Raw genomic sequence first — 23,644 nt, 5'->3', positions numbered from 1 at the left:
GCATGTGGCTCCTTCGTCGGCTTATTCGGGAGCCGGGGTGTAGAAGTGTCCGCGTTCCAGGACCGGGTCGAGGATGCCGTCCGAGAGCTGGTCGGCAGCCTCCTCGAGGCGCGGTACGTCGCGCTTCTGGCCCGGGTAACCCATGGCGGCCCGTACTTCGGGCACCATGAGCCAGGCTCCGGCGATCACGGCTGACAGGACGACGAAGGTTTCGGTCTTCTCGGCGTGCAGTCGGCGCAGAGCGACGTCGAGCGCGGTCTGATCCAGACCGTCCAGGTCGGCGAGCGCCTTGGTGAGCAGGTCGAAGGAGTCGGCACGTGCGTCCACGGCGCGGCGCAGCCAGTTGTCGAAGTCCGGTGCGTCCGTAGCCGCGGCATCCTGGCCGGTGGCCGGAACCAGGATGTCGGCCACCGCGCGCAGGGTCGCCAGTTCGCGGGCGGTGATGGGCCGCGGCGCGTGGCACTTGGACGGGACGGACAGCCGCAAGGGCTGGTCGGAGGGCGTTGTGCTGCTCACGGGGCCACCTTCTGGTCGGAGGCGGTGTCGGCGATGTTCCCGGCGACGCGCAGGGCCAGTGCGGTGATCGTGCACGTCGGGTTGGCCGACCCGCTGGTGACGAAGATGCTGCCGTCCGCGATGAACAGGTTGGGCACGTCGTGGGCGCGGCCGTAGGAGTCCACCACCGATGTCGCGGGATCGTTGCCCATGCGCGCGGTGCCCAGCAGATGGCCCGGCTGGTCGACCCACAGCCCGACCGGGAAGGTCTCCCTTGCCCCGGACGCGGCGTGGATCTCTTCCATGCGGTCCACCGCGAACTTGAGGATCTTGCGCGTGTTCTCACTGATCCGGTACTGGACTCTCGGGGCGGGAATGCCGGTGCCGTCGGTCAGGCCCGGGGACAGCGTGACCCGGTTGGCCTCGTCAGGGAGATCCTCGGAGTTCGCAGCCCACAGGATGCCACCGGAGTGGGAGCGGGCTACCTGGTGGATGGCCGGGCCCCACAACTCGTCGTACGGGAGGGTGCGGTGGACTTCGATGGCCGAGAGGGGGCCGGGGGTGGGCAGGGCGTGCAACTTGGCGCCCCGCACGAAGTCGTGCTCGGGGTTCGTGTCGTAGAACTCCATGGAATGGATGAGCTGCCCGGCCGGTCCACGCCAGCTCTCCAGGTCCTCGTCGTAGAAACCCGTCACGCTGCAGTTCGGATGGAGCATCAGGTTCTTGCCCACGAGGCCGGAAGAGTTGGCCAGGCCGTCGGGGTGCTGGGCCGAGGCCGACAGCAGCAGCAGACGCGGCGTGCCGATGCCGTTGGCGCAGATCACGACCGAGTGCGCCGGCTGCCGGTGCTCCACGCCCTCGCGGTCGATCCACAGGGCGCCTTTGGCACGGCCGTCCTTGCCGGTGAGGATCTGTCGTACGCGGGCACCGGTGACGAGTGTGGCGCCGGAGCGGAGTGCGTGGGGCCAGAAGGCGATGTCCGATGACGCCTTGGAACTCTCGGGACAGCCCCATTCACAGGTGCCCCAGCGAGCGCACTGGGAGAGTTCCTTGAAGCGCTGCGTGGGAATGGCGTTGGTGCCGGGCCACCAGTGCCAGCCGAGGGCGTTCATACCTGCGGCGGCACGCCGGCCGACCTTGCCCAGGGGATGTGGCGGCAGTGGGTAGTCGAGCCCCTCGGGGTAGGCGGGGTCGCCACCGAGGCCGGAGACCCCGATGAACGCGTCCATCTCGTCGTAGCACGGGGCAAGGTCGGTGTACGTGATCGGCCAGTCGTCGCTGATGCCGTCGAGGCTGCGGACCCGGAAGTCCGAAGGCAGCAGTCGGGGCCATTCAGCGCCGTAGAACAGGCTGGACCCTCCGACCGCGTTGTACATCACGGGCCGTATGTCCGACTCGGACACGTCCACCGGGTAGTCGGCCGGCAGCTTGCGCACATTCGGGTCATGGGCCCACTGCTTCTGGATGAGCAGCTCCCACTCAAGGTTGTTCACGGGGTAGTCGGTCGGGTTGACCCAGTCGCCCTGCTCCAGACACACCACGCGGAAGCCCCGTGCGGCCAACGTGTGCGACACGACCCCGCCGGATGGTCCTGAGCCGATGACGAGGACGTTGGCCACGTCTCTCGGTGCTGAAACCATTACGGTCTGCTTCCTCTTGCCGGTTGTCGGCGGAGTGCACGCGGACGGGAGTCAGGAGGACTCAGCCGTCCTCGCGGCTCCGCCCGGGTGACGCTTTTCGGGGGCGTCTTCGTGGGCCACACGGCCTCGCCTGGAAGCGGGGATGAACCGGTAGATGATGAGACCGGTCACGATCACTCCGGCGATGCCCACACCGATGTGTAGTACATCCGGCCAGACGAGGATCACGCACAGCACGGCTCCCCAGACCGTGGCGATCCAGAAGATGGGAAGGGACCAGGCACCATAATTCCAGGGGCAGTGGGGCAGGCGCTTGGTGTGCAGGGCCCGTAGGCCGATAGCGGCTGCGGCGGTGTAGCCCAGGGTCCAGGCGAGCGCGGTCATCGCCGTCAGGGTGCTCAGCAGCGGGGACCACGCGGCGAAGCCGATCGCGAGCACGCCGCTGACGACGGTGGCGTTGGCGGGGGTGGCCTCCTTGTTGAGTTTGCGGAACCACCCGGCGAACGGCAGCTGCCCGTCCCGCGCCTGGGCGAAAAGGATACGTGCGGCGGTCAGTTGCAGCATCACCATCGCGCCGACCAGGGCTGCCATCACCAGTGCGACGAAGATGTTCGCCACCCCGGTGCCTACGCTGCTGGAGATGATCAGCTTCATCGGTTGGGAACTGTTCATGACCGCGGGAAGGGTCTCGACCGCGAGGAGGATCAGCGCGAGCCCGAGAGTTCCGATGACATACGCGGTCGTGTTGGCGAGTATCAGCCCCTTGGGCGCCGTACGGGCGGCATCCAACGTCTCTTCGGAAGCGTTTCCCGAGGAGTCGAAGCTGGAGATGACGTAACCCGGGACCAGGGCCGCCAGCAGGAACGGACCGATCCAGCCGCCCTGGGCCGTGCCCGCGGAGTTGGTCAGAAAGGCCAGCGGTTGCGTGGGATGTCTCACGACGAGCAGGGCGACGATCACCAGCGTGAAGCCCACTATTTCGGCGACTACCGCGAGGTTGTTGACGAACGAGGAGATCTTGACGCTCGTGAGGTTGATGAGTGTCACCAGGGCGATGAGCCCGATCGTCCACACCAGCACGTCTCTGGTCCCGTGCAGCGTGACATCGAACCATCCCGCTATGTAGGGGGCCATGCCGACGGCGAGCGCGGGCAGCGACACGATATGGGCGATCAGCAACAGCCATCCGGTGAGCCAGGCAGGTCCGTGTCGCCGGGTGAGTCGGCCGATGACCTGGTAGACGCCACCGGCCAGCGGATACGCGGACACCAGCTGTGCGACTGCCAGACCGAGGAGGAGTTGGAACCCGCCCGCGACCACCCAGGACCAGAACATGGCGGGTCCGAACGAGTGGAGGCCCAGCGGCAGCGTCAGAAACAGTGCCGAACCCACGGCGATCATGCTGAACTGGACGCTGAAGCTGGAGAACAGCCCGAGCATCCGCCGGAGCTCCTGCTTATACCCGAGCCGGTACAGGTCCTCACGGTCGGCGTGCCGAGTGTTCTTCTGGGCTGCCATCACATCGTGACCATACTGACCATTAATGGTAAGGGTTAAGGGCCAAAATCGGTTCTTGGTGGATGTGCTCCTGCCTCCACTGTAGGCATGCGAGACGGATGTCCGTCGGGTGCACGTAAGGCACCATGCCCGGACCGGGGGGGCGAAGGCGATCGGGGGAAGATCGCGATCTCCAGCTGGATGACGAGAAGACGCGATGCGGCGTTCTGGGTAAGCGAACGCCCCGGCCTCCGGGGTAGTACATTCGAAACCGTGTATGAGGGCCCAGCACGGGAATCGCGCGGTGGTCGGAGCGTTCCAATGTGGGAAATGAACCAGATGGCGATCGTCGCGGAGGGTGACCTCAGGAGTCTGGCGCGCGCCCGCGAGCGGTTCTTGGAGGGCGAGCCGGTCGCGACAGGTGTACGTAACGTGATCCTGTCCTCGTGGCAGCGCTGCCGTTACCTGAGAATCTCCCCCAACGATGACGATCCCCTTTATGGGCAGGACTACGACACGACGAGTCGCCTTGTCCACGCGGCTGAGCCCGTCCTTGACTGGCTGGCGGCGAAGATAGCGGGGACAGAGACGTTCGTGACCCTCACCGACGGGAAGGGCACAGCACTCCAGCACCGGTTCGGCGGCCTGTCCGTGATCAAACGACTCCTCCCGGTCCAAGCCGAACCAGGCTTCAACGTTGCCGAGCAGTTCGCCGGGACCAACGCTGTCGCCATGGCTCTGGCGGAAAGGCGACCGAGTTTCGTAGTCGGCGCCGAGCACTTCACGGAATCCGGTCAGTCGGAGGCTTGTATCTCCTTCCCGCTGCGTGACCCCCTCGACGGGCATATCGAAGGCATCATCGACTTCGATTTCCCGGTACACGGCACGATCCCGGTGATGGAGTCCCTGATGCACAGGGCAGTTGAGGCCATCGAACGGCGGCTATTGGAACAGAGATCGGCACGAGAGCGCGCACTGCTGCAGGCATACCTCGAGATCAAGAACCGTGCGAACACGCCGGATATGAAACCGGACAGGCAACCATGCCATAGGGGTGAACTGGCCGAGAGCGCGTTGCACTGGCGTGACCAGATGTTGCTGAGAGAAAGGGCCGCTGAGCTGATTTCCTCGGGTCAGTGGGCCGCCATCGAGGTGCCCCTCTCCCACGGCCAGGCGGTCACCCTGCTGAGTCGGCCAGTCACGAGCCACTCCGGGGTAGTCGGTGTCGCCATCGAGGCCGTTTTCGCCGTCGGCGGATCTGAACATCGTCTCGCTGTGGCCACTCCTGCCGTCGCTGTGGCCACTCCTGCCGAGGAACCGCCGGGTTCCCCTCCACCGCGATCGATCCCGGCAGCGGGACCTCTCTCCGCTGTCACACACCCTCTTGGTGCGCCACCGGAGCGCGCGACACCCCGTCCACCCAGCACGACTGGTGAGCGGCTTCTTCTGGTCGGCGAGCCAGAGGTCGGGAAGATCGCCCTGGCGGCCCGCCGCCGTCTGGAACTGCTGTCCGACGCCAGCGCCCTTATCGGGACCACCCTGGACGTGACCCGCACCGCCCAGGAGCTCGCCGAGATAGCCGTGCCACGGGTCGCCGACATCGTGATCATCGACCTGAGCGACGCCGTAATCCGCGGAGAGGAGTCCCCGGAGCCTGACACCGATCTGCGCCGTGCGGTGAGCCACGGCGTTCGCGACGACTACCTCTTCCATCCGGTCGGCGAACGGATCAGCTTCGCCCCCGCCACGCCCCAAGCCCGCTGCCTGGCCAGCGGACACCCCCAGCTGGAGCCCGACCTCGAGACCGCCGCAGGATGGCTGTCCCAGGACCTCGAGCGTTCTGAGGACACCATCGTCGGCCACAACATCCACTCCCTCATCACCGCTCCCCTGAGCGCTCGTGGCGTAGCCCTCGGCGTAGCGAGCTTCTACCGCTTGAAAGAACACGGCCCCTTCACCGAGGACGACTGCGCCCTGGCTCATGAACTCGCCGTCCGGGCTGCCCTCTCCATCGACAACGCGCGCCGCTACACCCGCGAACACACCATGGTCCTGGCCTTGCAACGCAGCCTCCTGCCCCACGGTCTACCGGACCAGAACGCCGTGGAGGTCGCCTGCCGCTATCTGCCCGCGGAATCCGGTGTCGGCGGGGACTGGTTCGACGTCATCCCGCTGTCCGGTGCCCGCGTCGCCCTCGTCGTCGGTGACGTCGTCGGCCACGGTCTGCACGCCGCCGCCACCATGGGCCGGCTGCGCACTGCCATCCACAACTTCTCCACCCTGGATCTCGCCCCCGACGAACTCCTCACCCACCTCGACAAACTCGTGGGCCGACTCGACCAGGACGAGACCGCCGCGCATGAAGAGAGCGCCACCGGCGATGGAGTCATCGGCGCCACCTGCCTCTACGCCATCTATGACCCCACCTCCCAACGATGCAGCCTCGCCCGTGCCGGCCATCTGCCACCCGCGCTCGTCCACCCCGACGGCACCGTCACCTTCCCCGACGTACCCGCCGGACCGCCTCTCGGCCTGGGCGGCTTTCCCTTCGAAACCGCCGATATACACCTCCCCGAAGACAGCCGGCTGCTCCTCTACACCAACGGACTCATCGACAACCGCCACGGCGACATCGACACCGTCCTCGACCGGCTGGGCCGCGAACTGACACACTCCGACGTCCCGCTGGAGGACACCTGCCAGGTCGTCTTGGACGCCGTAGTACCCGACCACCGGCACGACGACATCGCCCTGCTCCTCGCTCGCACCCGTGCCCTGGACCCAGAGCAGATCGCCCACTGGGACGTGCCGGCAGATCCCGCTGTCGTCTCCGACATCCGGGCCGCCGTCACCCGCAGGCTCAGCGACTGGGGGCTGGACGAGGCCGCGTTCACCACCGAATTGCTGCTCAGCGAACTGGTCACCAACGCCATCCGCTACGCAAGCGGACCCATCCAGGTACGCCTGCTCCGCGATCGCTCGTTGATCTGCGAGGTTTCCGACACCAGCAGCACCTCCCCTCACCTGCGTCACGCTGCCAGCACCGACGAGGGTGGACGAGGTCTCTTCCTTGTCGCCCAGCTTGCCGAGGAGTGGGGCACTCGATACACCGATAAGGGCAAGACCATCTGGGCCGAGCAGCCGCTTCCGGCGGCCGCCGCCGGTGGGAAGACAGCTCCATGAGGTTCAGCCGTTCGCTGTACGTGGTTGCTGCGCACGCCGAAGGTGAGTCCGGGAAGGTTGTCGTCGGCGGGCTGCCGCCGATACCCGGCGAGAGCGGCTTCGTCGTGGGACGGCCCTGGGAGCCCGAGGGTTGATCCCAGTAGCTCCGCCCTCGTGAATTCGCGCGGATTGTCTTCCGTCAGTTCTGGGTGTCCAGCGGCATCAAAAACGCGGGTAGTTTGCGACGAGGGGTGCGCTGCAGCGCGTCTTCGACGATCGTTTCGAAGTGTGCCAGGTGACGCACCATTTCCCGTTCGATCTCGTCCGGGTCTCCCCGCATGAGTGCGGCCAGTGTCGCCTCATGCAGTTCGATGCCTGCTTCGAAGTCCTCGGTGGTGCGCAGCATCAATTCGTGAATCGGAGCGATTTCGGCCTCGAGTCCCTTCATCATGCGCTCCAGTGACGGATTGCCCGCCGCGCGCCATATGATGCGGTGAAAAAGCTGTTCGGCCTGCTGAGACCGGGTCACGTCGTGACGATGTTTGCGCATCAGCCGGATGGACCGCGTCATCTCGTCGTAGATCTGATCAGTGGCCCGCAACGCGGCCAGCTGTGCGACGCGCGGCTCCACGGCCTTGCGCGCCTCGAGGATGCGGAAGATTGCCTCGGGCGTCAGGTCGCCGGAGACTTCGTTGCTGTGCTCTGCCAGCGATTCGGGGATCCAGATGGAGATGACTTCGGCGTTGCCGTTGCGTCCTTGACCGCTCTTGAGGACACCCGCCTCGGTGAGTCGGCCGATGACGTGACTGATCGTGGGACGGGACACGTCCATCTGCGCTGCCAGGACCCGTTCACCTGGCAGCACATCGCCCTCGCGCAGTTCGCCCGACTTGAGCCGGTCGAGTAGCTGCGCCATCACGTCGTGCGTGACCCGTCGCGAACGAACAGGGGAGAACTGGCGCATGGGGTGACATCCCTATCATGAGGAATCCTTTATGACCACCTATGGTAATGCCTGCTCCGGCTGAGCATTTCTTGTCGGCCTCCGAGGCGACCATGTGCGGCAATTTTGTACGTTTTGTCATGTATTGCGGCAAGGCGAAGCCTTGGTGAACCAAAAGTTAGCCACTAACGGCTATGCAAGCTGACCTTAATCGGCCATCATCAGGCGGCAACACGGAGCTCGGGGACGAACCCCTGGAGTCGGGCACATCCCGGCTCGCCTCAGGAGTGCCCTCTCTCCTCGAGCCAGTCCTCTCCCAATGCCTTCAGCCGCAGTGACGCATCGACGATCTAGGGCAGGTATCCATGTCAGACATAGAGAAGCTCAGTGGGGAGCTGACTCCGGAGGCCGAGCAGCTCAGGGCGCTCGGCTACGAGCAGCAGTTCGACCGCAAGATGGGCCTCTGGTCCAACTTTGCTCTCGGGTTCCTGTACCTCTCGCCGCTCGTCGGGGTCTTCTCCCTGTTCGCGCCAGGAGTGAGTACAGGCGGGCCGGTCTCGATCTACTGGATGCTCATCGTCGGAGCGGGCCAGTTCCTGGTCACCTTGGTGTTCGGCGAGGTGGTGTCGCAGTATCCGCTCGCCGGCGGGCTGTACCAGTGGGGACGCAGGCTCTGGAACGGGCGCTACGCATGGGTCCTGTCCTGGATATACGTATTCGCGGTGATCGTCGCCATCACGACGACGGCGCTGTTCAGTCCGAACTTCGTGGTCGCACTGTTCTCCGACGCCAAATCGCTGGACAGTGGGGCCGGCCCCCTGACTCAGGCGCTGATCGCGGCCGGCATGATCGTGGTCTGTCTGCTGCTGAATGTGGGCGGTACCAAGGCCCTGTCGCAGATCGCCAAGGTCGGTCTTGTCGCCGAGCTGAGCGGCGTGATTCTCGTCGGGCTCTACCTTCTGCTGTTCAACCGGCATCAGCCCTTCTCGGTGTTCTTCGACACCCTCGGAGCCGGCGCCGGTGGGGAGGGCTATGTCTGGGCGTTCCTCGGCTCCTCCATCGTCGGCCTGGTCCTCTGCTACGGATTCGAGGCGTGCGGCGAGGTCGCGGAAGAGGTGCCCAACCCTGGCCGCCGCATCCCCTTGGCCATGCAGCTGACAGTGGTGGTGGGGTCGATCTCGGCCTTCTTCTCCTTCGCCGGTTACCTGCTCGCCGCGCCTGATCTGCCGGCCATCGTCAGCGGCGACATCGGCAACCCCATCCCCGCCATCCTCTTCTCCTCGCTGGGCGTCATCGGAACGAAGATCTTCCTCGTCGTGGCGTTGATCTCGTTCATCGCCTGTGTGATGGGACAGCAAGCCGCCGCCAGCCGTCTGGTCTATTCGTTCGCCCGGGACAATATGTTCCCCGGCAGCCAGCGCTTCGCCAAGATGTCGCAGAAGCGGCGCGTCCCGTTGAACGCTCTCGTCGCGGTCAACGTGCTGCCCATCTTCATCATCGTCTTCGTGTACTTCCAGCCGGACTCGCTGTTGCGGATCGCGGCGTTCCAGGTCCTCGCGGTGTACTGCGCGTTCCAGATGGTTGTGTTTGCCAGCTTGCGTATGCGTCTTAAGGGCTGGCGTCCCGCGGGGCAGTTTGCGCTGGGCAGGGCCGGTACTCCGATCACCATCGGCGCGTTGATCTACGGCGTGCTGGCGATGGTGCTGCTCGCGATGCCGACTGGGGACGGCCCGTTCTACGACCAGTGGATCGCGCTGATCGGCTTCGCCGTAGTCGCCGGTGTGGGCCTGGTCTACCTGTTCACGCGCAACCCGGACCGCAACAAGACTGGTCCTGAGGGCGACGCGATCGAGGTTGCCGAGCGCATGCGCGCGACGGCGGCGGCGAGTCGGCCCGGAGGCGACGCCGGATCCCGCGGTCGGCGCAGCGGAGGACGCGCACAGGAAGGGACTCAGCTGTGACGGTGGACATTCAGCTGAACGAAGAGGATGCGAGTCAGCGGCCCCGGTTCAGCGGCGAACCGCCACCGAGGTGATGATCGCGAACACGATGAGGAGAGCAGCCGAGCGGACACCGCGCGAGGCCGGCCGTACCTGGGATCCGTAGGGAAAGTGCTGGTCGTAGCCACTCGTTGAGGACTACGACCAGCACGATTTCCTCGTGATGGCGAGCACCCGCCGGCTATACGCGGCATGGCGGCAGATGGTGTCGGGGGCTAAGCAGTTGCGGCACTTTGTATAAGATGTGTGTCGGCAAACTGCTCGAATCGCACGATCTTCCCGTTGACCACGTGCCAGGTATGAGCGGCTCTTGCGTTGAAGGACCTGGCAGTAGTTCCGTGGGTCCCTTGGTACGTTCCGGTCGCGACAATGAACTCACCAGCATCGATGAGCTGATCGAGCTCGAAGTTCCAGTGGCTCCAGTCGCGTGCGAGTACGCTGAAGACGTTGTCGACCACCTCTTCCTTGTTCCGGAATACGCCTGGAGTGGGAAATCCCTCACACTCAATCCATACAAGGTCGGGAGACAGATCCTTGTAGAAAGAAACCAGATCCCCATCTTTGTAGGCCGCGTAGAGATTGCTGATGACCTTGAAGCCTTGGGAATGGGCCATTGAGTTTCCTGATTCCGGTGTGTGGGTTGTGGGTTAGGGGCGGGCGGCGGTGAGTTGGATGAGGGCGTCGGCTGCGGGGCCGGAGGACGCGGGGTTCTGGCCAGTGATGAGAAGGCCGTCGTGGACGACGTAAGGCTGCCAGTCGTCGGTCTTGGTGTAGATGCCGCCGAGGCGCTTGAGTTCGTCTTCGACGAGGAAGGGGACGATGTCCGTGAGTTCGACCGCGTCCTCTTCGGAGTTGGCGAAGCCGGTGACCTGCTTGCCGTGGATGAGAGGGGTGCCGTCTTCGTTGAGGGTGTGGCGCAGGACGCCGGGTGCGTGGCAGACGAGGGCCAGGGGCTTGCCGGCGCGGAGGGTGTTTTCGATGAGGCGGGCGGAGGTGGGGTCCTCGGCAAGGTCCCAGAGGGGGCCGTGGCCGCCGGGGTAGAAGACCGTGTCGAAGTCGTCGGCGGTAACCGAGTCCAGGCGTACGGTGTTGGCGAGTGCGCTGGTGGCTTCGGGGTCGGCTTCGAAGCGGCGGGTCTGGTCGGTCTGGGTGGCGGGTTCGTTGCTCTTGGGGTCGAGTGGGGGCTGGCCACCCTTGGGGGAGGCGAGGGTGATGTCCCAGCCGGCTTCCTGGAAGCGGTAGTAGGGGGCGGCGAGTTCCTCGAGCCAGAAGCCGGTGGTGCGGCCGGTGTCGCCGAGCTTGTCGTGAGAGGTGAGGACGATGAGGACCTTCATAACGTTCCTGTCTAGTAGACCGGTCTATTTTGCCAGGGCGCGCCAGGATCTCATGCGCGGGTTTTCCCGCTGGCCCTGGTCGGTTGGCGTGGCGGAGGCTCCTGTGAGGGAGCCGGGCTCCTACAGGTGCAGGAGTTGGCGGGTCAGTGCTGTGGCGGTGTCGATGGGGGCGAGGCTGCGGTGGATCTTAGCCATGACGCTGGCGCCGAGCCACAGGTCGTACAGCGGCCGGGCGACGTCGCGGGGGGTGCCGTCGATGGAGAGGGATCCGTCCTTCAGGCCGTCGGCGATCGCCCGCGCGATGCGGTCGACGACCGCGTCCGTGCCCTCCTTCAGGGACAGGCGCATCGGTTCCGACAGGTCGGCGACCTCGGCGCTGAGCTTCACTGCCAGGCACTTGCCCTGGCAGTGGTCAAAGCTCTGCGTCTCCCGCCACTGCTGCCAGTACGCCATCAGCCGCTCGGCGGCCGACCGCCCGGACGGGGCGAGGATGCGGTCCATGTCTGCGACATAGTCCGCGAAGTAGCTCTTCAGTAGTGCTTCACCGAAAGCGTCCTTCGAGGTGAAGTAGTGATAGAAGGACCCCTTTGGCACGCCGGCTTCCTTGAGCACCTCATTGATGCCCACCGCGGAGTAGCCCTTGTGGGCCATGATCCGCTGAGCGGTGTCGAGGATGTTCCGACGGGTGCCGGAACTGCGTACGGTAGCTGGCATGTCTCTGACTGTACCCCAAATTAGACCAGTCGTCTAGGAACGCCCTGGTCCGACCTCGGCGTCGATGGCCGGATCGGGGCGGTCCGCAGGTGGGGGGGGCAGCCTCACCTGCGCGGTGTCGACAACAGCACCCTGGTGGTCGCGGCCGGGGCCCTCACGGCCCGCGGTGACGATGCCGCTTCTGCTTCGACGGGTCCGACTACGTCAGCCTCCGCGGCCCCGAGTTCCTCGGCAACGGAGCACACGGTCGTTCCTGCTATTGACCGTTAATGGCAATAGAACACGAATGATCGCGAGGGTGCTGGGGTGGTGACCGTATGTCCTCGTCGTCAGGCTGCGTCTCGGGCTGGCGGTCGGCTCGCGGGCAGTCGGTGGTGCTCCTGCGTGCGGACGGATGGGCCGCCTCGCCTGTGCGTACGCGCCTGCCTCTCTCCTTGCCTGCATGGTTGTCGGGGGAAGTAGTATTGCCGAAAATGGCAAGTTGACTTAACCTATTGCGCGGGGTCGTGAAACCGCCGGTGGAAAGGTAGTCACATGAGGTTCAGCCGTTCGTTGCACGTGGTGGACACCCATGCCGAGGGCGAGTCCGGGAAGGTCGTCGTCGGCGGGCTGCCGCCGATTCACGGCGAGACCGTGTTCGACAAGCGTCTTTACTTCGCGTCCCACCACGACCAGCTGCGCAAGCTGCTGCTGCAGGAGCCCCGCGGCGCGGTCTGGCACAACGCCAACGTCGTCGTTCCGTCGAACAACCCTGCGGCGGACATGGGCTTCATCATCTTGGAGTCCACGGAGTACCCGGCGATGTCGGGCTCCAACACCATGTGCGTGGCCACGGTGTTGCTCGAGACGGGCATGCTGTCGATGTCGGAGCCGGTGACGAACCTTGTTCTGGAATCGCCGGCAGGCCTGATCAAGGTCGAGTGTCAGTGCGCGAACGGCAAGGTGGAGCGGGTCAAGCTCGTCAACCAGCCTGCCTTCGTCTATCACAAGTCGGCTTCGCTGGACGTGCCCGGCCTGGGAACGCTCACGGTCGATGTCGCCTACGGCGGCATGACCTACGTGGTGGTCGATGCGGAGGCCGCCGGTTTCGAGCTCGACGTGAGCGAGGAAGCGGCCCTGTGCGAGGTCGGGCAGCGCATCAAGAAGGCGGGCGCCGAGCAACTCGAGGTGGCCCACCCGGAGAACCCGCAGATCCCGGGCATCACACAGACCCTGTTCACGGGCCCGCTGCACTACGGCCAGGACGAGGACGGCAAGGAGATGGTCCACTCGAGGAACGCCGTTATCGTCTCCCCGGGCCGGCTCGACCGCTCCCCGTGCGGTACCGGAACCTCGGCCCGCTTGGCCGTTCTGCATGCCCACGGGCAGCTCGAGCCCGGTCAGTTGTTCCGGCACGAGTCGCCGATCGGCAGCCTCTTCGACGCGCGCGTCGAGGACACCACCACGGTCGGTTCCTATGAGGCCGTTGTGCCGAGTATCTCGGGCAGGGCTTGGATCACCTCGTTCAACCAGCTGGTGCTGGATCCCTCGGACCCCTTCCAGAACGGCTTTGTCGTGGGGCGTCCTTGGGAGCCCGAGCACTGATCCCGGTCCGGGACAGATCCCCATTCTGGGTGGGTGGGTGAAGGGCGTACGGCTGACTGCTGAGTGCGGTCAGCCGTACGCCCTCGAGCCTGTGCCGGACACTTCCGCTCTTCTTCGCTTCGTCAGCGTGCGGGCCGATTTTCGCCGGCCAACGGCATCAAGAACGAGGGCAGCTTGCGTCGCGGGGTGCGCTGCAGGGAGTCCTCGACGATCATCTCGAAGTGGGTCAGGTGGCGCACCATCTCCCGTTCGATCTCCTCAGGATCCCCTCGCATCATCGCGGCCAGGGTGGCCTCGTGCAGTTCGACGCCCGCTTCGTAGTCCTCCGGCGTGCGCAGCATCAGCTCGTGGATCGGGGCGATCTCGGCCTCGAGACCCTTCATCATGCGTTCCAGCGACGGGTTGCCCGCCGCGCGCCACATGATGCGGTGGAAAAGCTGCTCGGCCTGCTGGGCGCGCGTTACGTCATTGCGCTGCTTGCGCAGCAGCTGGATGGAACGCGCCATCTCGTCGTAGATCTGATCGGTGGCCCGCAGCGCCGCCAGCTGCGCAACGCGCGGCTCGACGGCCTTGCGTGCTTCGAGAACACGGAAGATCGCCTCGGGCGACAGATCGCCGGCGACCTCATTGGTGTCCTCTTCCAGCCATTCCGGGATCCAGATGGAGATGACTTCGGCGTTGCCATTGCGTCCTTGACCGCTCTTGAGGATTCCCGCCTCGGTGAGCCGGCCGACGACGTGGCTGATCGTGGGGCGGGAGACGTCCATCTGTGCTGCCAGCGCGCGTTCACCGGGCAGAGCATCACCCTCGCGTAGTTCACCCGACTTCAACCGGTCGAGGAACTGCGCCATCACGTCGTGCGTGACCCGTCGTGAACGAACAGGACCGAACTGACGCATGGATGTCATCCCTTGGAGAGGAATCGAGCATTACCGTCTACGGTAATGCATGTTGCCAGTGAGTAACTGTGCATGTGCGGGAGAACTCGCCCTCGCGCGGGTGCAAGGGCGAGCGCGGCGGGCCCCGAAGCCGCACGGGGTCGGTGGCGGACTTCGGGGCCGGGTACCGGCAGTGGCCGGGCGTTTATGAGCGTGGGTGAATCAGGCCACTGCCACGCCCGCGTTCTTCAGCAGCTGGGCCAGCGTGGCGCACTCATCGGCGCCCAGGGCGAGAGTCGGCCTGCGGGCCGGGCCCGCGCTGTGTCCGACGACGTCCAGGCCCGCCTTGATGCCCGCGCAGTAATTGTGCGACTCCAGGAAGTCGCAGATAGGCCAGATCCTGGCCCACAGCTTCCGGCCGGCCTCCAGGTCCTTGCGCTCGGCGACGGCCTCCCACAGCTGCACCGCGAGCTCGGGGATGAAGTTCGCCGCACCCCAGACCGCGGCCTCGGCGCCGGCGGCCAGGGCGTAGAACGTCAGCGTGTCCCAGCCGTTGAAGGCGGTGATGCGATCGCTGTACCGGGACAGAAGAGCACCCAGCGCGACGGCGTCACCGGAGGTGTCCTTGAGGTAGCGCACACCGTCGATCTTGCTGAGTTCCGACAGTTCCTCGGGCGACAGCTTCACGCCGGTGGCGCCGGGGATGTTGTAGTAGACGATCGGCACGTCGACGACGCGGGAGATGTCCCGGAGATAGGTGGAAAGCTCCTGGGGCGACATCCCCTCGTAGAAAGGCGGGACCACCATGATGGCATCAGCGCCGGCCTCGGAGGCGTGACGGCTGAGCTCGACGGCGTTCTCGGTGGCGAGCGAGCCGGTTCCGGGGATGACCGTGATGCGCCCAGCCGCGGCCTCGACGCACACCTCAGTCACCCGCTTGTGCTCCTCCAGGGTCAGCGCGGTGAACTCGCCGGTGCTGCCGGTTGGGACGATGCCGTGGACACCGGCGGCGATGAGCCGCTCGATATGTGCGCGAAGCAGCGGCTCGTCGATGCGCGAGCCATCCTCGGTGAACGGCGTCACCAGGGCCACCTGGATGCCCTTGATCTGCGGGTTCTTCTTCATCGGGGACGAAGCCCTTCCGTGTCGTTGAGTGCGGCCGCCCGAGCCGGCGAAGCGGTACGGCCGCTGGGCGTGGGTGAGTGCGGCCCGCCGAAGGAGGAGTGGGGACCGGACTAGGCCAGGTCGACCATGACGTGCTTGAGACGCGTGAACTCCAGGAGTCCGTCCTGCGAGTTCTCGGTGCCGATACCCGAGGCGTTGAAGCCGGAGACCGGCAGATCGGGACCGAAGACCAGGTGGGTGTTGACCCATACGGTGCCGTAGCCGAGCTCGGCCTGGACACGCGCGGCTGTGGCGACATCGGTGGTGAAGACGGATGAGGCGAGTCCATAGCGGGTGCCGTTGGCCATCGCCAGGGCCTCGGACTCGGTCTCGAAACTCTGCACCGTGATGACCGGGCCGAAGATCTCCTCCTGGACCAGGTGCTCGTCCTGGCGTGCGCCGGCCACCAGGGTCGGGGCGAAGAAGTAACCGCCGCCCGGCAGGCCGTCGCCGCCTGTCGTGATCCGCGTGCCGTCGCTCGCGTTCTCGACCTTCGCGGCGACCCGCTCGCGCTGCTCGGCGGTGATCAGGGGGCCCAGTACCGTTTTGGGGTCGAGGACGTCTCCGACGGCCACCTGTTCCAGACGGGACGTCAGACCGGCCACTACCTGCTCGTACACGTCGGCGTGCGCGATGACACGGCTCGCCGACATGCACTCCTGGCCACCGTTGTAGAGAGCGGCCGCGCAGATGGCGTCCAAGGCGTGCTCCAGCGCCGCGTCCGCGAAGATGAGGACGGGGGAGTTGCCGCCCAGCTCCATGACGGCCTTCTTGACGCCGTCCGCGGCAGCGATGCCGACCTTGCGGCCCGTTTCGATGGAGCCCGTGAAGGAGACCAGATCCACATCGGGGTGCTCGGCCAGCGCCGCACCCGCTACCGCTCCGCTCCCGTACACCACATTGAGGACACCCGTGGGCAGGTACTGCGCGGCGAGTTCGGCGAAACGCGCCGTGGAGTAGGGCGTGGCCTCGGCCGGCTTGACGACGACGGTGTTGCCGGTGGCGATCGCCGGGACGACCTTGGCGACCACCTGGAGCAGGGGGTAGTTCCACGGGGTGATCGCCGCGACGACGCCCACCGGTTCGCGCCGCATGGTGGAGGAGTAGCCGGCCAGGTAGTCGCCTCCCGAGGGAGCCGGCAGGTTCCGTGCGGCGCCGGCGAAGTAGCGAATGGCATCAATGAGGCCGGGCACCTCTTCGCCGACGACCGTGGTGATGGGCTTGCCCGCGTCCACCGACTCGATCACGGCGAACTCTTCGGCCCGCTCCTCAACGGCGGCGGCCAGGCGCAGCAGCGCGGCCGACCGCTCGGACGGAGTCTTGGCCGCCCATGCCTTCTTCGCCCGGTTGGCGGCCTCCACGGCCACCGACACGTCCTGGGCCGTGCTGTCGCTGGTGTACCCGATCACCTCACCGGTGGACGGGTCGTGTACGGCTCGTCGCTCGCCGCCCGCGGAGATCCAGCGCCCGTCCACGAAGTTGCCGGTGACACGGCCGGCCAGTTCGGCGACTCGTCGGCGTGCCTGCGCCGGGTTGATATCGAAGGTCATGTCCGCTCCTGTTCACTGCCGGGTTCCCCGGATGGCCTGCACGCTAGTCACATTGGCCTCGAATGGCAATAATGAATGGCCATTGTCTTGGTCATGAGCTGCATGTATGGAAGGCCCTGTCCTTGCCTGGGGTGTGTGTGCTCCATTGCTAACTGGGGCTGCCGTGATGGAAAAACTGGATCAGTGCTGGCCAAAAACGGTAAACATAAGTAGCCTCACGTCAGGTGGCCGGCGCGTTGCCTCATACGTGAGGCGGCGTCGACGTCCCGCCGTCGGCTCGGCCCGCACGGCGTGTTCCTCAATGACCACTTCCGTCAGCTGTGCGACATCGCTGACGCCTGACGGGGCCCCGTCCCCGTCCCGTATCCCAGCACCACGGAGCAACCATGACGCCAACCCTCAGCCGAGAAGGCCAGCAGTTCATCGCCGGACGCCGTCGCCGCGGTGGTTCGACCACCGAGCTGAACGTCATCGATCCCTCCAACGGCACCCTCGTGGCAGAGGACACCCACGCATCGACCGCCGACGTCGACGAGGCTGTCGTGGCGGCGCGGACGGCGTTCCCCGAGTGGTCTCGTGCCACTCCCGCCGAACGCTCGACCTTGATGCACCGCCTCGCGCACGAACTTGAGGCAGCGGCACCGGAGTTGGCCTCGTTGGAGAGTCGGCAGGGCGGCAAGCCCATCAAGCTCGCCGAGGGATTCGACATCCCCGGAACCGTCGACAACGCCGTGTTCTTCGCCGGTGCCGCACGTGACCTGAGCGGCAAGTCCGCGGGGGAGTACTCCGGGGAACACACCTCCAGCATCCGCCGCGAGCCCATCGGCGTGATCGGCTCCATCAGCCCCTGGAACTACCCGTTCCAGATGGCCGGCTGGAAGATCCTCCCGGCCATCGCGGCCGGCAACACCATCGTGCTCAAGCCTGCCGAACTCACCCCGTGCACCTCGGTAGCCTTCGCCGAAGCCGCCTCCCGCGCCGGAATCCCGGACGGTGTCATCAACATCGTCACCGGCAGGGGATCCACCGTCGGCGCCCACCTGACCAGCCACCCGGACGTCGACATGATCTCGTTCACCGGGTCGACGCCGGTGGGCCGGCAGATCGCCGCCGCGGCGGCCGCCACCACCAAGCGGCTCCACCTCGAGCTGGGAGGCAAGGCGCCCTTCGTGGTCTTCGACGACGCCGACCTGGAGGCCGCCGCACGTGGCGCTGTCGCGGGCGCGCTCATCAACGCGGGCCAGGACTGCACCGCCGCCACTCGTGCCTACGTCCAGCGTCCCCTGTACGACGCCTTCGTGGACCGCGTCGCCGAGCTGATGCGACAGGTGACCGTCGGCCCCGCCGACGACCCGGCCACCGACCTGGGATCCCTGATCAGCGGCGATCACCGGGACCGTGTCGCGGCCATCGTCGACCGCGCACGCCGGGACGGGGCCGAGGTCGTCACGGGCGGACAGGCCGGCGCAGGTGAACTGGCCGCCGGAGCCTACTACTTGCCCACCCTCATCGTGGACGCGGACCAGCGCGGCGAGATCGTCCAGGACGAAGTCTTCGGCCCGGTGCTGACCGCGCTGCCCTTCGACGACGACACCGAGGCCCTCGCCCTCGCCAACGACACCCGCTATGGGCTCGCGGCGTCCGCCTGGACCTCCAGCGTCTTCCGCGCCCAGCGCGCCTCGGCCGAGATCGCCGCGGGATGCGTCTGGATCAACGACCACATCCCGATCATCAGCGAGATGCCCCACGGTGGCTACAAAGCCTCCGGATACGGCAAGGACATGAGCACCTACGCCCTCGATGACTACACCCAGATCAAGCATGTGATGTCCGCTTCACGGCCCACGGCCGCGAAGTCCTGGCACGGACTCGTCGCCGGCTCGATGGGAAAGAACGCATGAAGATCCTCCTCGTCGGAGCATCCGGGGTCCTCGGCTCCGCTGTCTCCACCGCTCTGAGCGAGCGCGGCCACGACGTCGTCGAGGCGTCCCGCCAGGGCGAGTACCGGGTGGATCTGCGCCACGCCCGTAGCATCACCGCCCTGTACGATGCCGTCGGCCAGGTCGACGCCGTGGCGTGCACCGCGGGCAAGACACCCTTTGCCGCCTTCGGCGACCTCGCCCTCGAGGACTACAGCAGCGGCCTCGAGGACAAGCTCCTCGGCCAGATCGAGCTCGTCCGACAGGGCATCGACCACGTGACACCGGGCGGCGGTTTCACCCTCGTCAGTGGGGTCCTGGCGGCCCAGCCCATCGCGACAGGCACCGTCGCGTCCACCGTGAACGGCGGGGTCGAGGCGTTCGTCACGGCGGGCGCCGCCGTCTTGCCCCACGGCTTGCGTCTCAATGCGGTCAGCCCCACCGCGCTGGAAGAGTCCTGGGGCGGCTACGCCGAGTTCTTCCCGGGCTTTCTCCCGGTTCCCGCCGCTACGGCGGCGCTCGCCTATGTACGAGCGATCGAGGGAGTCGGCACCGGGCAGATCCATTCCGTCGGCCACTGAGGATCAGCTCCGTGTGCGCCTCCTCACCGCTCGGCCCAGGTGGCCGTACGAAAGGAATTCTCATGAACACCCCACCCGCGGCCCGGAGCGGGACCGCCGACCCCGCAAACGTCCTCATCATCGGGGCCGGTCCCTCCGGTGCCGTCACCGCTCGCTACCTCGCCGAACGCGGGTTCAGCGTGGTCTGTCTCGAACAGGGCGACTGGGTCAACCCGACCGAGTTCCCCGGCGACAAGCCGGAGTGGGAACTCCTGTCGATGCGCCGATGGCATCACGACCCGAACGTCCGGCGTCGCCCCGCGGACTATCCGTGCGAAGTCAGCGGGTCGGACATCCACCCCGTGATGTTCTCCGGCGTCGGCGGCAGCAGCCTGCTCTTCGGCGCCCAGTGGATGCGGCTGCTGCCCTCGGACTTTCGCACCCGCACCCTCGACGGCGTCGGCGACGACTGGCCCTTCACCTACGAAGAGCTGACTCCCTACTACGACCGGGTGGATGCGGAGGTCGGCCTGAGCGGGCTGGAAGGCGACCCCGCCTACCCGCCGGGCTGGGCGCCGCCCATGCCGCCGCACCCCATCGGCAAGATCGGCAAGCGTGCCGCGCGCGGCATGAACAAACTCGGTTGGCACTGGTGGCCCGGCCCCAACGCCATCGCCTCCCAGCGACACGGCAATCTCGCCCAGTGCGTACGGCTCGGCGCCTGCGAGACAGGCTGTCCGCAGGGGGCCAAGGGATCCTTCGACCTCACCCACTGGCCCATCGCCCTGCACGCCGGTGCCCGTCTGATCACCGGAGCCCGGGTCCGCGGGATCCACACCGACCACAGGGGACGCGCCACCGGAGCCGTCTATCTCGACCGGGACGGCAATGAGCGTTTCCAGCCCGCCGAAGTGGTCGTGCTCGCGGCCAACGGCGTGGGAACTCCCCGACTGCTCCTGCTCAGCCGGAGCAACCAGTTCCCCGACGGGCTGGCCAACTCCTCCGGTCTGGTCGGCAAGCGCCTCATGCTCCACCCCAATGGCGAGGTCACCGGCATCTACGACGAGGACATGGACAGCAGGCTCGGCCCGGCCGGGCACTCCATCCACTCCTTGGAGTTCTACGAGACCGACGCCCGCCGGGGCTTCGTCCGCGGTGCCAAGTGGCAGGTCATGCCCACCGGAGGTCCGCTGCGGGCGCTCTCCCTCCACGACGACGCCCCCTTCGAGGACCGCTGGGGCGCCAGCGTGCACCAGTTGATGCGCACGACCCTCGGCCACACCTTCCAGTGGGGCGTCAACGCCGAGGATCTGCCGGAGGAGACCAACACCGTCACCTTGGACGGCGAACTCACCGACTCCGACGGCATTCCCGCTCCCAGGATCAACTACAGGGTCTCGGAGAACACCCGGCGCCTGATGCGCTTCAACCTCGACCGTATCCACGAGGCCCACGAGGCCGCCGGCGCCCTGAAGACCGTGGAGACGGAACTGTGGAGCGACCAGCCGGGCCATCTGCTGGGCACCGCACGGATGGGCGCGGACCCGAACACCTCCGTCGTCGACGGATACGGACGCGCGCATGACGTGTCCAACCTGTTCATCGTCGACGGCAGCGTCTTCCCCACGGCGGGTGCGGTGAACCCGACCGCGACCATCGCCGCCATCGCCCTGCGCACCGCCGAACACCTGGCCAAGAACGCCCGGGCCCAGGAGGTACCCCTGTCATGACGCTCAGCCCCGAACAGAACGCCACCCTCCTGGAGCTGGCCGCGGCCCTCATCCCCGCCGGGGAACGGGAACCCGCGGCGGACGCCGTCCTGGCCGACGGCATCTGGCTCGGCCGGGCCTTCGCCGCCGAACCGTCCCTCGTATCGGCCGTAGCCCGCGCCTGCGATCAGGCCAGGGGACTGGATCCGCACAACGCGCTGCGTCGCCTGACCGAAGAACATCCGGCCGACGCACAGGCGCTGACCACGCTGCTCTCCGGGGCCTACTACATGGTTCCCCAGGTGCGCGAGGCGATCGGGTACCCCGGCCAGGTGCCACGTCCCGCGTCGCTCACGGAAGCCGTCGACGACCTCGACGAGGAGTTGATCGGGCCCATGCTGGCCAGTGGCCCGCGCTACCGCCCGACACCCGACGCCGGTGCGGCCGCTCCGGTGTGACACGAGCTGGTGCGGCCGCTCCGGCGTGACACGAGCTGGTGCGGCCGGCCGCACCGTCCGACTCGCCGCTTTCGCGCGTACCTCAGAAGGAATGTCATGACCTTGAAGATCATCGTGCCGGTGAAGCATGTTCCCGACGCCACCGGTGACCGCTGCTTCGCCGACGACCACACCACCGATCGGGCGGCCGTTGACGGCCTGCTGTCCGAACTCGACGAGTACGCGGTGGAACAGGCTTTGCGGCTCGCCGAGTCCACCGACGACGCCGAGGTCGTCGCACTCACCGTCGGACCCGACGACGCGGTGGACGCGCTGCGCAGGGCGCTGGCCATGGGCGCGCAGCGGGCCGTACACGTCAGCGACGAGGCGGTCCATGGCAGTGATGCCCTGGCTACCTCCGCGATTCTGGCCAAGGCCATCGAACACGCCGGTTACGACCTGATCGTGTGCGGGATGGCCTCCACCGATGGCGCCATGGGCGTCATGCCCGCACTGCTCGCCGAGCGACTGGCCGTCCCCCAGGTCACACTGCTCACCGAGCTCGCCCTCGATGGCGGCACGCTCACGGGGCGGCGCGAGGCCGATCACGCGACCGAGCGGCTGCTGGCCGGGCTACCCGCCCTTGTCTCTGTGACCGACCAGTCCGGTGAGGCTCGTTACCCGACTTTCAAGGGCATCACGGCGGCCAGGAAGAAGCCCGTCGAGACCCTCGATCTCGACGATCTGGGGCTGAACGGCGACCAGCTCGGCCTCGCCGGAGCCAGGACCGCGGTTCGCACGATCACGGCGCAGCCCCCGCGGCAGGCGGGAACGCTGATCGAGGACGACGGCGAGGGCGCCGAGCGACTCGCCGCGTTCCTCGCCGAACGGAAGTTCCTCTAGTGGCCGCCGAGCACACCTCAGGAGACAAGAACAATGGGTGACGTCCTCGTCCTGATCGACCACAACGACGGCCGGATCCGCAAGCCGTCCCTCGAACTGCTCACGCTCGCCCGCAGGTTGGGCAACCCCGCCGCCGTCGTCCTCGGGGGAGACGACCCGGAGGCGCTCGCAGCCCAAGCCCATGAATACGGCGCGGCCACCGTGTACGTGGCAGAAGCCCCGGAGTTCGCCGACCACCTCGTCGTCCCCAAGGTCGACGCGCTGACCCAGATCGCCCGGGAGGCCGACCCCGCCGCTGTACTTCTCACCTCCTCCGGTGCAGGCAAGGAGATCGCCGCTCGCCTTGCCCTTCGCCTCGACGGCGGTCTTATCACCGACGCGGTCGACGTGCGGTCCGGCGACGATGGCCCCGAGGCGGTCCAGTCGGTCTTCGCCGGATCGTATGCGGTCGTCTCGGCGGTCGTTCACGGCACGGCTGTCATCGCCGTCAAGGCCAACGCGGTCACCCCGGAACCGGCGCCAACGGCGGGCCGTACGGAGCAGGTCACCGTGGAGTTCTCGGCCTTGGCCACCAGCGTGAAGGTCGTCAGCAGGACCCCGCGGGCCAGTGCGGGGCGGCCGGATCTCGCCGAGGCGGCGATCGTCGTCTCCGGAGGCCGAGGGGTGGGCGGACAGGAGGGATTCGCCGTGGTCGAAGAACTCGCCGACGCGCTCGGAGCCGCCGTCGGCGCCTCGCGCGCCGCCGTGGACGCGGGCTGGTACCCGCACTCCCAGCAAGTGGGCCAGACGGGCCGGCAGGTTTCCCCGCAGCTCTATGTGGCGGCAGGCATCTCGGGGGCGATCCAGCACCGCGCCGGGATGCAGACCTCCAAGACCGTTGTCGCGGTCAACAAGGACGCGGAGGCACCGATCTTCGGCCTGGCGGACTACGGAGTGGTCGGCGATCTCTTCGACGTGCTGCCGAAGCTCAGCGAATACGCCCGTGCGGACTGAGAGGGCGTGGTACGGAGCGCCGTCCCGGGCGCGCGTGGTCGTGCCGGCTCCCATCGGTCGTCATCCTCCGTGCGTGCTTCGTGTTGCCGCCGAATGAAAGATCGTAAAGGGACCATAGGTGCGGCGTATTACGGCCAGGCGGGGGAGGCCGGCGGCGGCGCT

20 protein-coding genes are annotated in these 23,644 nt (G+C 66.9%); 10 read left to right on the top strand and 10 right to left on the bottom strand.

The window, feature by feature from the left end:
• Nucleotides 1-21: 21 nt before the first annotated feature.
• Genes JK364_RS00420 through JK364_RS00410 form a run of 3 tightly spaced genes read right to left on the bottom strand, consistent with a single transcriptional unit; the run spans nt 22 to nt 3,653 of the window.
• Nucleotides 22-516 carry a hypothetical protein gene (locus tag JK364_RS00420; protein ID WP_201846330.1) on the bottom strand — a complete coding sequence of 165 codons (495 nt, stop codon included), beginning with the start codon at nt 514-516 and terminating at the stop codon, nt 22-24.
• Nucleotides 513-2,135: a GMC family oxidoreductase gene (locus tag JK364_RS00415; protein ID WP_201846327.1), complete on the bottom strand. Its 1,623-nt coding sequence runs from the start codon at nt 2,133-2,135 to the stop codon at nt 513-515. The genes JK364_RS00420 and JK364_RS00415 overlap by 4 nt, the downstream gene beginning before the upstream one ends.
• A 51-nt stretch (nt 2,136-2,186) precedes the next feature.
• Complete coding sequence (locus tag JK364_RS00410) at nt 2,187-3,653, bottom strand: APC family permease (RefSeq protein ID WP_201846325.1); 1,467 nt, start codon at nt 3,651-3,653, stop codon at nt 2,187-2,189.
• A 300-nt stretch (nt 3,654-3,953) separates the two neighbouring features.
• On the opposite strand from JK364_RS00410, the gene JK364_RS00405 reads away from it, so the two are divergent.
• On the top strand, nt 3,954-6,815 hold the full coding sequence (locus JK364_RS00405) for a SpoIIE family protein phosphatase (protein ID WP_201848768.1): 2,862 nt from the start codon (nt 3,954-3,956) through the stop codon (nt 6,813-6,815).
• Nucleotides 6,812-6,949 carry a proline racemase family protein gene (locus tag JK364_RS00400; protein ID WP_201846323.1) on the top strand — a complete coding sequence of 46 codons (138 nt, stop codon included), beginning with the start codon at nt 6,812-6,814 and terminating at the stop codon, nt 6,947-6,949. The genes JK364_RS00405 and JK364_RS00400 overlap by 4 nt, the downstream gene beginning before the upstream one ends.
• Nucleotides 6,950-6,993: 44 nt before the next feature.
• Here JK364_RS00400 and JK364_RS00395 read toward each other — a convergent pair whose 3' ends face one another.
• Nucleotides 6,994-7,758, bottom strand: coding sequence for a FadR/GntR family transcriptional regulator (locus tag JK364_RS00395; protein ID WP_201846321.1), 765 nt, complete (start codon nt 7,756-7,758; stop codon nt 6,994-6,996).
• 344 nt (nt 7,759-8,102) lie between these two features.
• On the opposite strand from JK364_RS00395, the gene JK364_RS00390 reads away from it, so the two are divergent.
• Entirely contained in the window at nt 8,103-9,698 is a 1,596-nt protein-coding gene (locus JK364_RS00390) for an APC family permease (RefSeq protein WP_201846319.1), read from the top strand.
• Nucleotides 9,699-9,952: 254 nt separating this feature from the next.
• Here the strand turns inward: JK364_RS00390 and JK364_RS00385 are convergent, their stop codons facing one another.
• From JK364_RS00385 to JK364_RS00375, 3 genes are all read right to left on the bottom strand, one after another.
• Nucleotides 9,953-10,351, bottom strand: coding sequence for a nuclear transport factor 2 family protein (locus JK364_RS00385; RefSeq protein ID WP_201846317.1), 399 nt, complete (start codon nt 10,349-10,351; stop codon nt 9,953-9,955).
• A 33-nt stretch (nt 10,352-10,384) separates the two neighbouring features.
• Nucleotides 10,385-11,071 carry a type 1 glutamine amidotransferase domain-containing protein gene (locus JK364_RS00380; protein WP_201846315.1) on the bottom strand — a complete coding sequence of 229 codons (687 nt, stop codon included), beginning with the start codon at nt 11,069-11,071 and terminating at the stop codon, nt 10,385-10,387.
• Nucleotides 11,072-11,191: 120 nt separating this feature from the next.
• Nucleotides 11,192-11,785, bottom strand: coding sequence for a TetR/AcrR family transcriptional regulator (locus JK364_RS00375; protein ID WP_201846313.1), 594 nt, complete (start codon nt 11,783-11,785; stop codon nt 11,192-11,194).
• 561 nt (nt 11,786-12,346) lie between these two features.
• Here JK364_RS00375 and JK364_RS00370 point away from each other — a divergent pair.
• On the top strand, nt 12,347-13,369 hold the full coding sequence (locus tag JK364_RS00370; protein ID WP_307841111.1) for a proline racemase family protein: 1,023 nt from the start codon (nt 12,347-12,349) through the stop codon (nt 13,367-13,369).
• 122 nt (nt 13,370-13,491) lie between these two features.
• On the opposite strand, the gene JK364_RS00365 is transcribed toward JK364_RS00370, so the two are convergent.
• The 3 genes from JK364_RS00365 to JK364_RS00355 all read right to left on the bottom strand — a co-directional run bounded on the left by JK364_RS00365 (nt 13,492) and on the right by JK364_RS00355 (nt 16,961).
• The gene (locus JK364_RS00365) at nt 13,492-14,268 is read right to left on the bottom strand and encodes a FadR/GntR family transcriptional regulator (protein WP_201846309.1); all 777 of its coding nucleotides are present in this window, start codon (nt 14,266-14,268) and stop codon (nt 13,492-13,494) included.
• A 201-nt stretch (nt 14,269-14,469) separates the two neighbouring features.
• Nucleotides 14,470-15,372 carry a dihydrodipicolinate synthase family protein gene (locus JK364_RS00360; protein WP_201846307.1) on the bottom strand — a complete coding sequence of 301 codons (903 nt, stop codon included), beginning with the start codon at nt 15,370-15,372 and terminating at the stop codon, nt 14,470-14,472.
• Nucleotides 15,373-15,482: 110 nt separating this feature from the next.
• Nucleotides 15,483-16,961: an aldehyde dehydrogenase family protein gene (locus JK364_RS00355; RefSeq protein ID WP_201846304.1), complete on the bottom strand. Its 1,479-nt coding sequence runs from the start codon at nt 16,959-16,961 to the stop codon at nt 15,483-15,485.
• A 386-nt stretch (nt 16,962-17,347) separates the two neighbouring features.
• Between JK364_RS00355 and JK364_RS00350 the strand changes: the two genes are divergently transcribed.
• The 6 genes from JK364_RS00350 to JK364_RS00325 all read left to right on the top strand — a co-directional run bounded on the left by JK364_RS00350 (nt 17,348) and on the right by JK364_RS00325 (nt 23,482).
• The gene (locus tag JK364_RS00350; protein WP_201846302.1) at nt 17,348-18,862 is read left to right on the top strand and encodes a gamma-aminobutyraldehyde dehydrogenase; all 1,515 of its coding nucleotides are present in this window, start codon (nt 17,348-17,350) and stop codon (nt 18,860-18,862) included.
• Nucleotides 18,859-19,461 (top strand): short chain dehydrogenase, encoded by a 603-nt coding sequence (locus JK364_RS00345; protein WP_201846301.1) that lies wholly within the window; start codon nt 18,859-18,861, stop codon nt 19,459-19,461. The genes JK364_RS00350 and JK364_RS00345 overlap by 4 nt, the downstream gene beginning before the upstream one ends.
• A gap of 62 nt (nt 19,462-19,523) precedes the next feature.
• Nucleotides 19,524-21,170 carry a GMC family oxidoreductase gene (locus tag JK364_RS00340; protein WP_201846298.1) on the top strand — a complete coding sequence of 549 codons (1,647 nt, stop codon included), beginning with the start codon at nt 19,524-19,526 and terminating at the stop codon, nt 21,168-21,170.
• Nucleotides 21,167-21,607, top strand: coding sequence for a hypothetical protein (locus JK364_RS00335; RefSeq protein WP_201846296.1), 441 nt, complete (start codon nt 21,167-21,169; stop codon nt 21,605-21,607). Before JK364_RS00340 ends, JK364_RS00335 begins: the two co-directional genes overlap by 4 nt.
• 96 nt (nt 21,608-21,703) lie before the next feature.
• Nucleotides 21,704-22,489, top strand: a complete 786-nt coding sequence (locus JK364_RS00330) for an electron transfer flavoprotein subunit beta/FixA family protein (RefSeq protein ID WP_230991237.1) — start codon at nt 21,704-21,706, stop codon at nt 22,487-22,489.
• Between the two features lie 33 nt (nt 22,490-22,522).
• Entirely contained in the window at nt 22,523-23,482 is a 960-nt protein-coding gene (locus tag JK364_RS00325; protein ID WP_201846294.1) for an electron transfer flavoprotein subunit alpha/FixB family protein, read from the top strand.
• Nucleotides 23,483-23,644: the final 162 nt, after the last annotated feature.

The organism is Streptomyces endocoffeicus, from assembly GCF_016741935.1.
GTDB lineage: Bacteria > Actinomycetota > Actinomycetes > Streptomycetales > Streptomycetaceae > Streptomyces > Streptomyces endocoffeicus.
Note: the sequence above shows the minus strand (reverse complement) of the source record. Positions and strands in the feature narration are given on the sequence as shown.

Excerpts from the sequence above, each read along its gene's own strand:
- JK364_RS00415 (WP_201846327.1), bottom strand. The coding sequence starts at position 2,135 with ATGGTTTCAGCACCGAGAGACGTGGCCAACGTCCTCGTCATCGGCTCA.
- JK364_RS00410 (WP_201846325.1), bottom strand. The coding sequence starts at position 3,653 with ATGGCAGCCCAGAAGAACACTCGGCACGCCGACCGTGAGGACCTGTAC.
- JK364_RS00405 (WP_201848768.1), top strand. The coding sequence starts at position 3,954 with ATGTGGGAAATGAACCAGATGGCGATCGTCGCGGAGGGTGACCTCAGG.
- JK364_RS00400 (WP_201846323.1), top strand. The coding sequence starts at position 6,812 with ATGAGGTTCAGCCGTTCGCTGTACGTGGTTGCTGCGCACGCCGAAGGT.
- JK364_RS00395 (WP_201846321.1), bottom strand. The coding sequence starts at position 7,758 with ATGCGCCAGTTCTCCCCTGTTCGTTCGCGACGGGTCACGCACGACGTG.
- JK364_RS00390 (WP_201846319.1), top strand. The coding sequence starts at position 8,103 with ATGTCAGACATAGAGAAGCTCAGTGGGGAGCTGACTCCGGAGGCCGAG.
- JK364_RS00385 (WP_201846317.1), bottom strand. The coding sequence starts at position 10,351 with ATGGCCCATTCCCAAGGCTTCAAGGTCATCAGCAATCTCTACGCGGCC.
- JK364_RS00380 (WP_201846315.1), bottom strand. The coding sequence starts at position 11,071 with ATGAAGGTCCTCATCGTCCTCACCTCTCACGACAAGCTCGGCGACACC.
- JK364_RS00375 (WP_201846313.1), bottom strand. The coding sequence starts at position 11,785 with ATGCCAGCTACCGTACGCAGTTCCGGCACCCGTCGGAACATCCTCGAC.
- JK364_RS00365 (WP_201846309.1), bottom strand. The coding sequence starts at position 14,268 with ATGCGTCAGTTCGGTCCTGTTCGTTCACGACGGGTCACGCACGACGTG.
- JK364_RS00360 (WP_201846307.1), bottom strand. The coding sequence starts at position 15,372 with ATGAAGAAGAACCCGCAGATCAAGGGCATCCAGGTGGCCCTGGTGACG.
- JK364_RS00355 (WP_201846304.1), bottom strand. The coding sequence starts at position 16,961 with ATGACCTTCGATATCAACCCGGCGCAGGCACGCCGACGAGTCGCCGAA.
- JK364_RS00350 (WP_201846302.1), top strand. The coding sequence starts at position 17,348 with ATGACGCCAACCCTCAGCCGAGAAGGCCAGCAGTTCATCGCCGGACGC.
- JK364_RS00345 (WP_201846301.1), top strand. The coding sequence starts at position 18,859 with ATGAAGATCCTCCTCGTCGGAGCATCCGGGGTCCTCGGCTCCGCTGTC.
- JK364_RS00340 (WP_201846298.1), top strand. The coding sequence starts at position 19,524 with ATGAACACCCCACCCGCGGCCCGGAGCGGGACCGCCGACCCCGCAAAC.
- JK364_RS00335 (WP_201846296.1), top strand. The coding sequence starts at position 21,167 with ATGACGCTCAGCCCCGAACAGAACGCCACCCTCCTGGAGCTGGCCGCG.
- JK364_RS00330 (WP_230991237.1), top strand. The coding sequence starts at position 21,704 with ATGACCTTGAAGATCATCGTGCCGGTGAAGCATGTTCCCGACGCCACC.
- JK364_RS00325 (WP_201846294.1), top strand. The coding sequence starts at position 22,523 with ATGGGTGACGTCCTCGTCCTGATCGACCACAACGACGGCCGGATCCGC.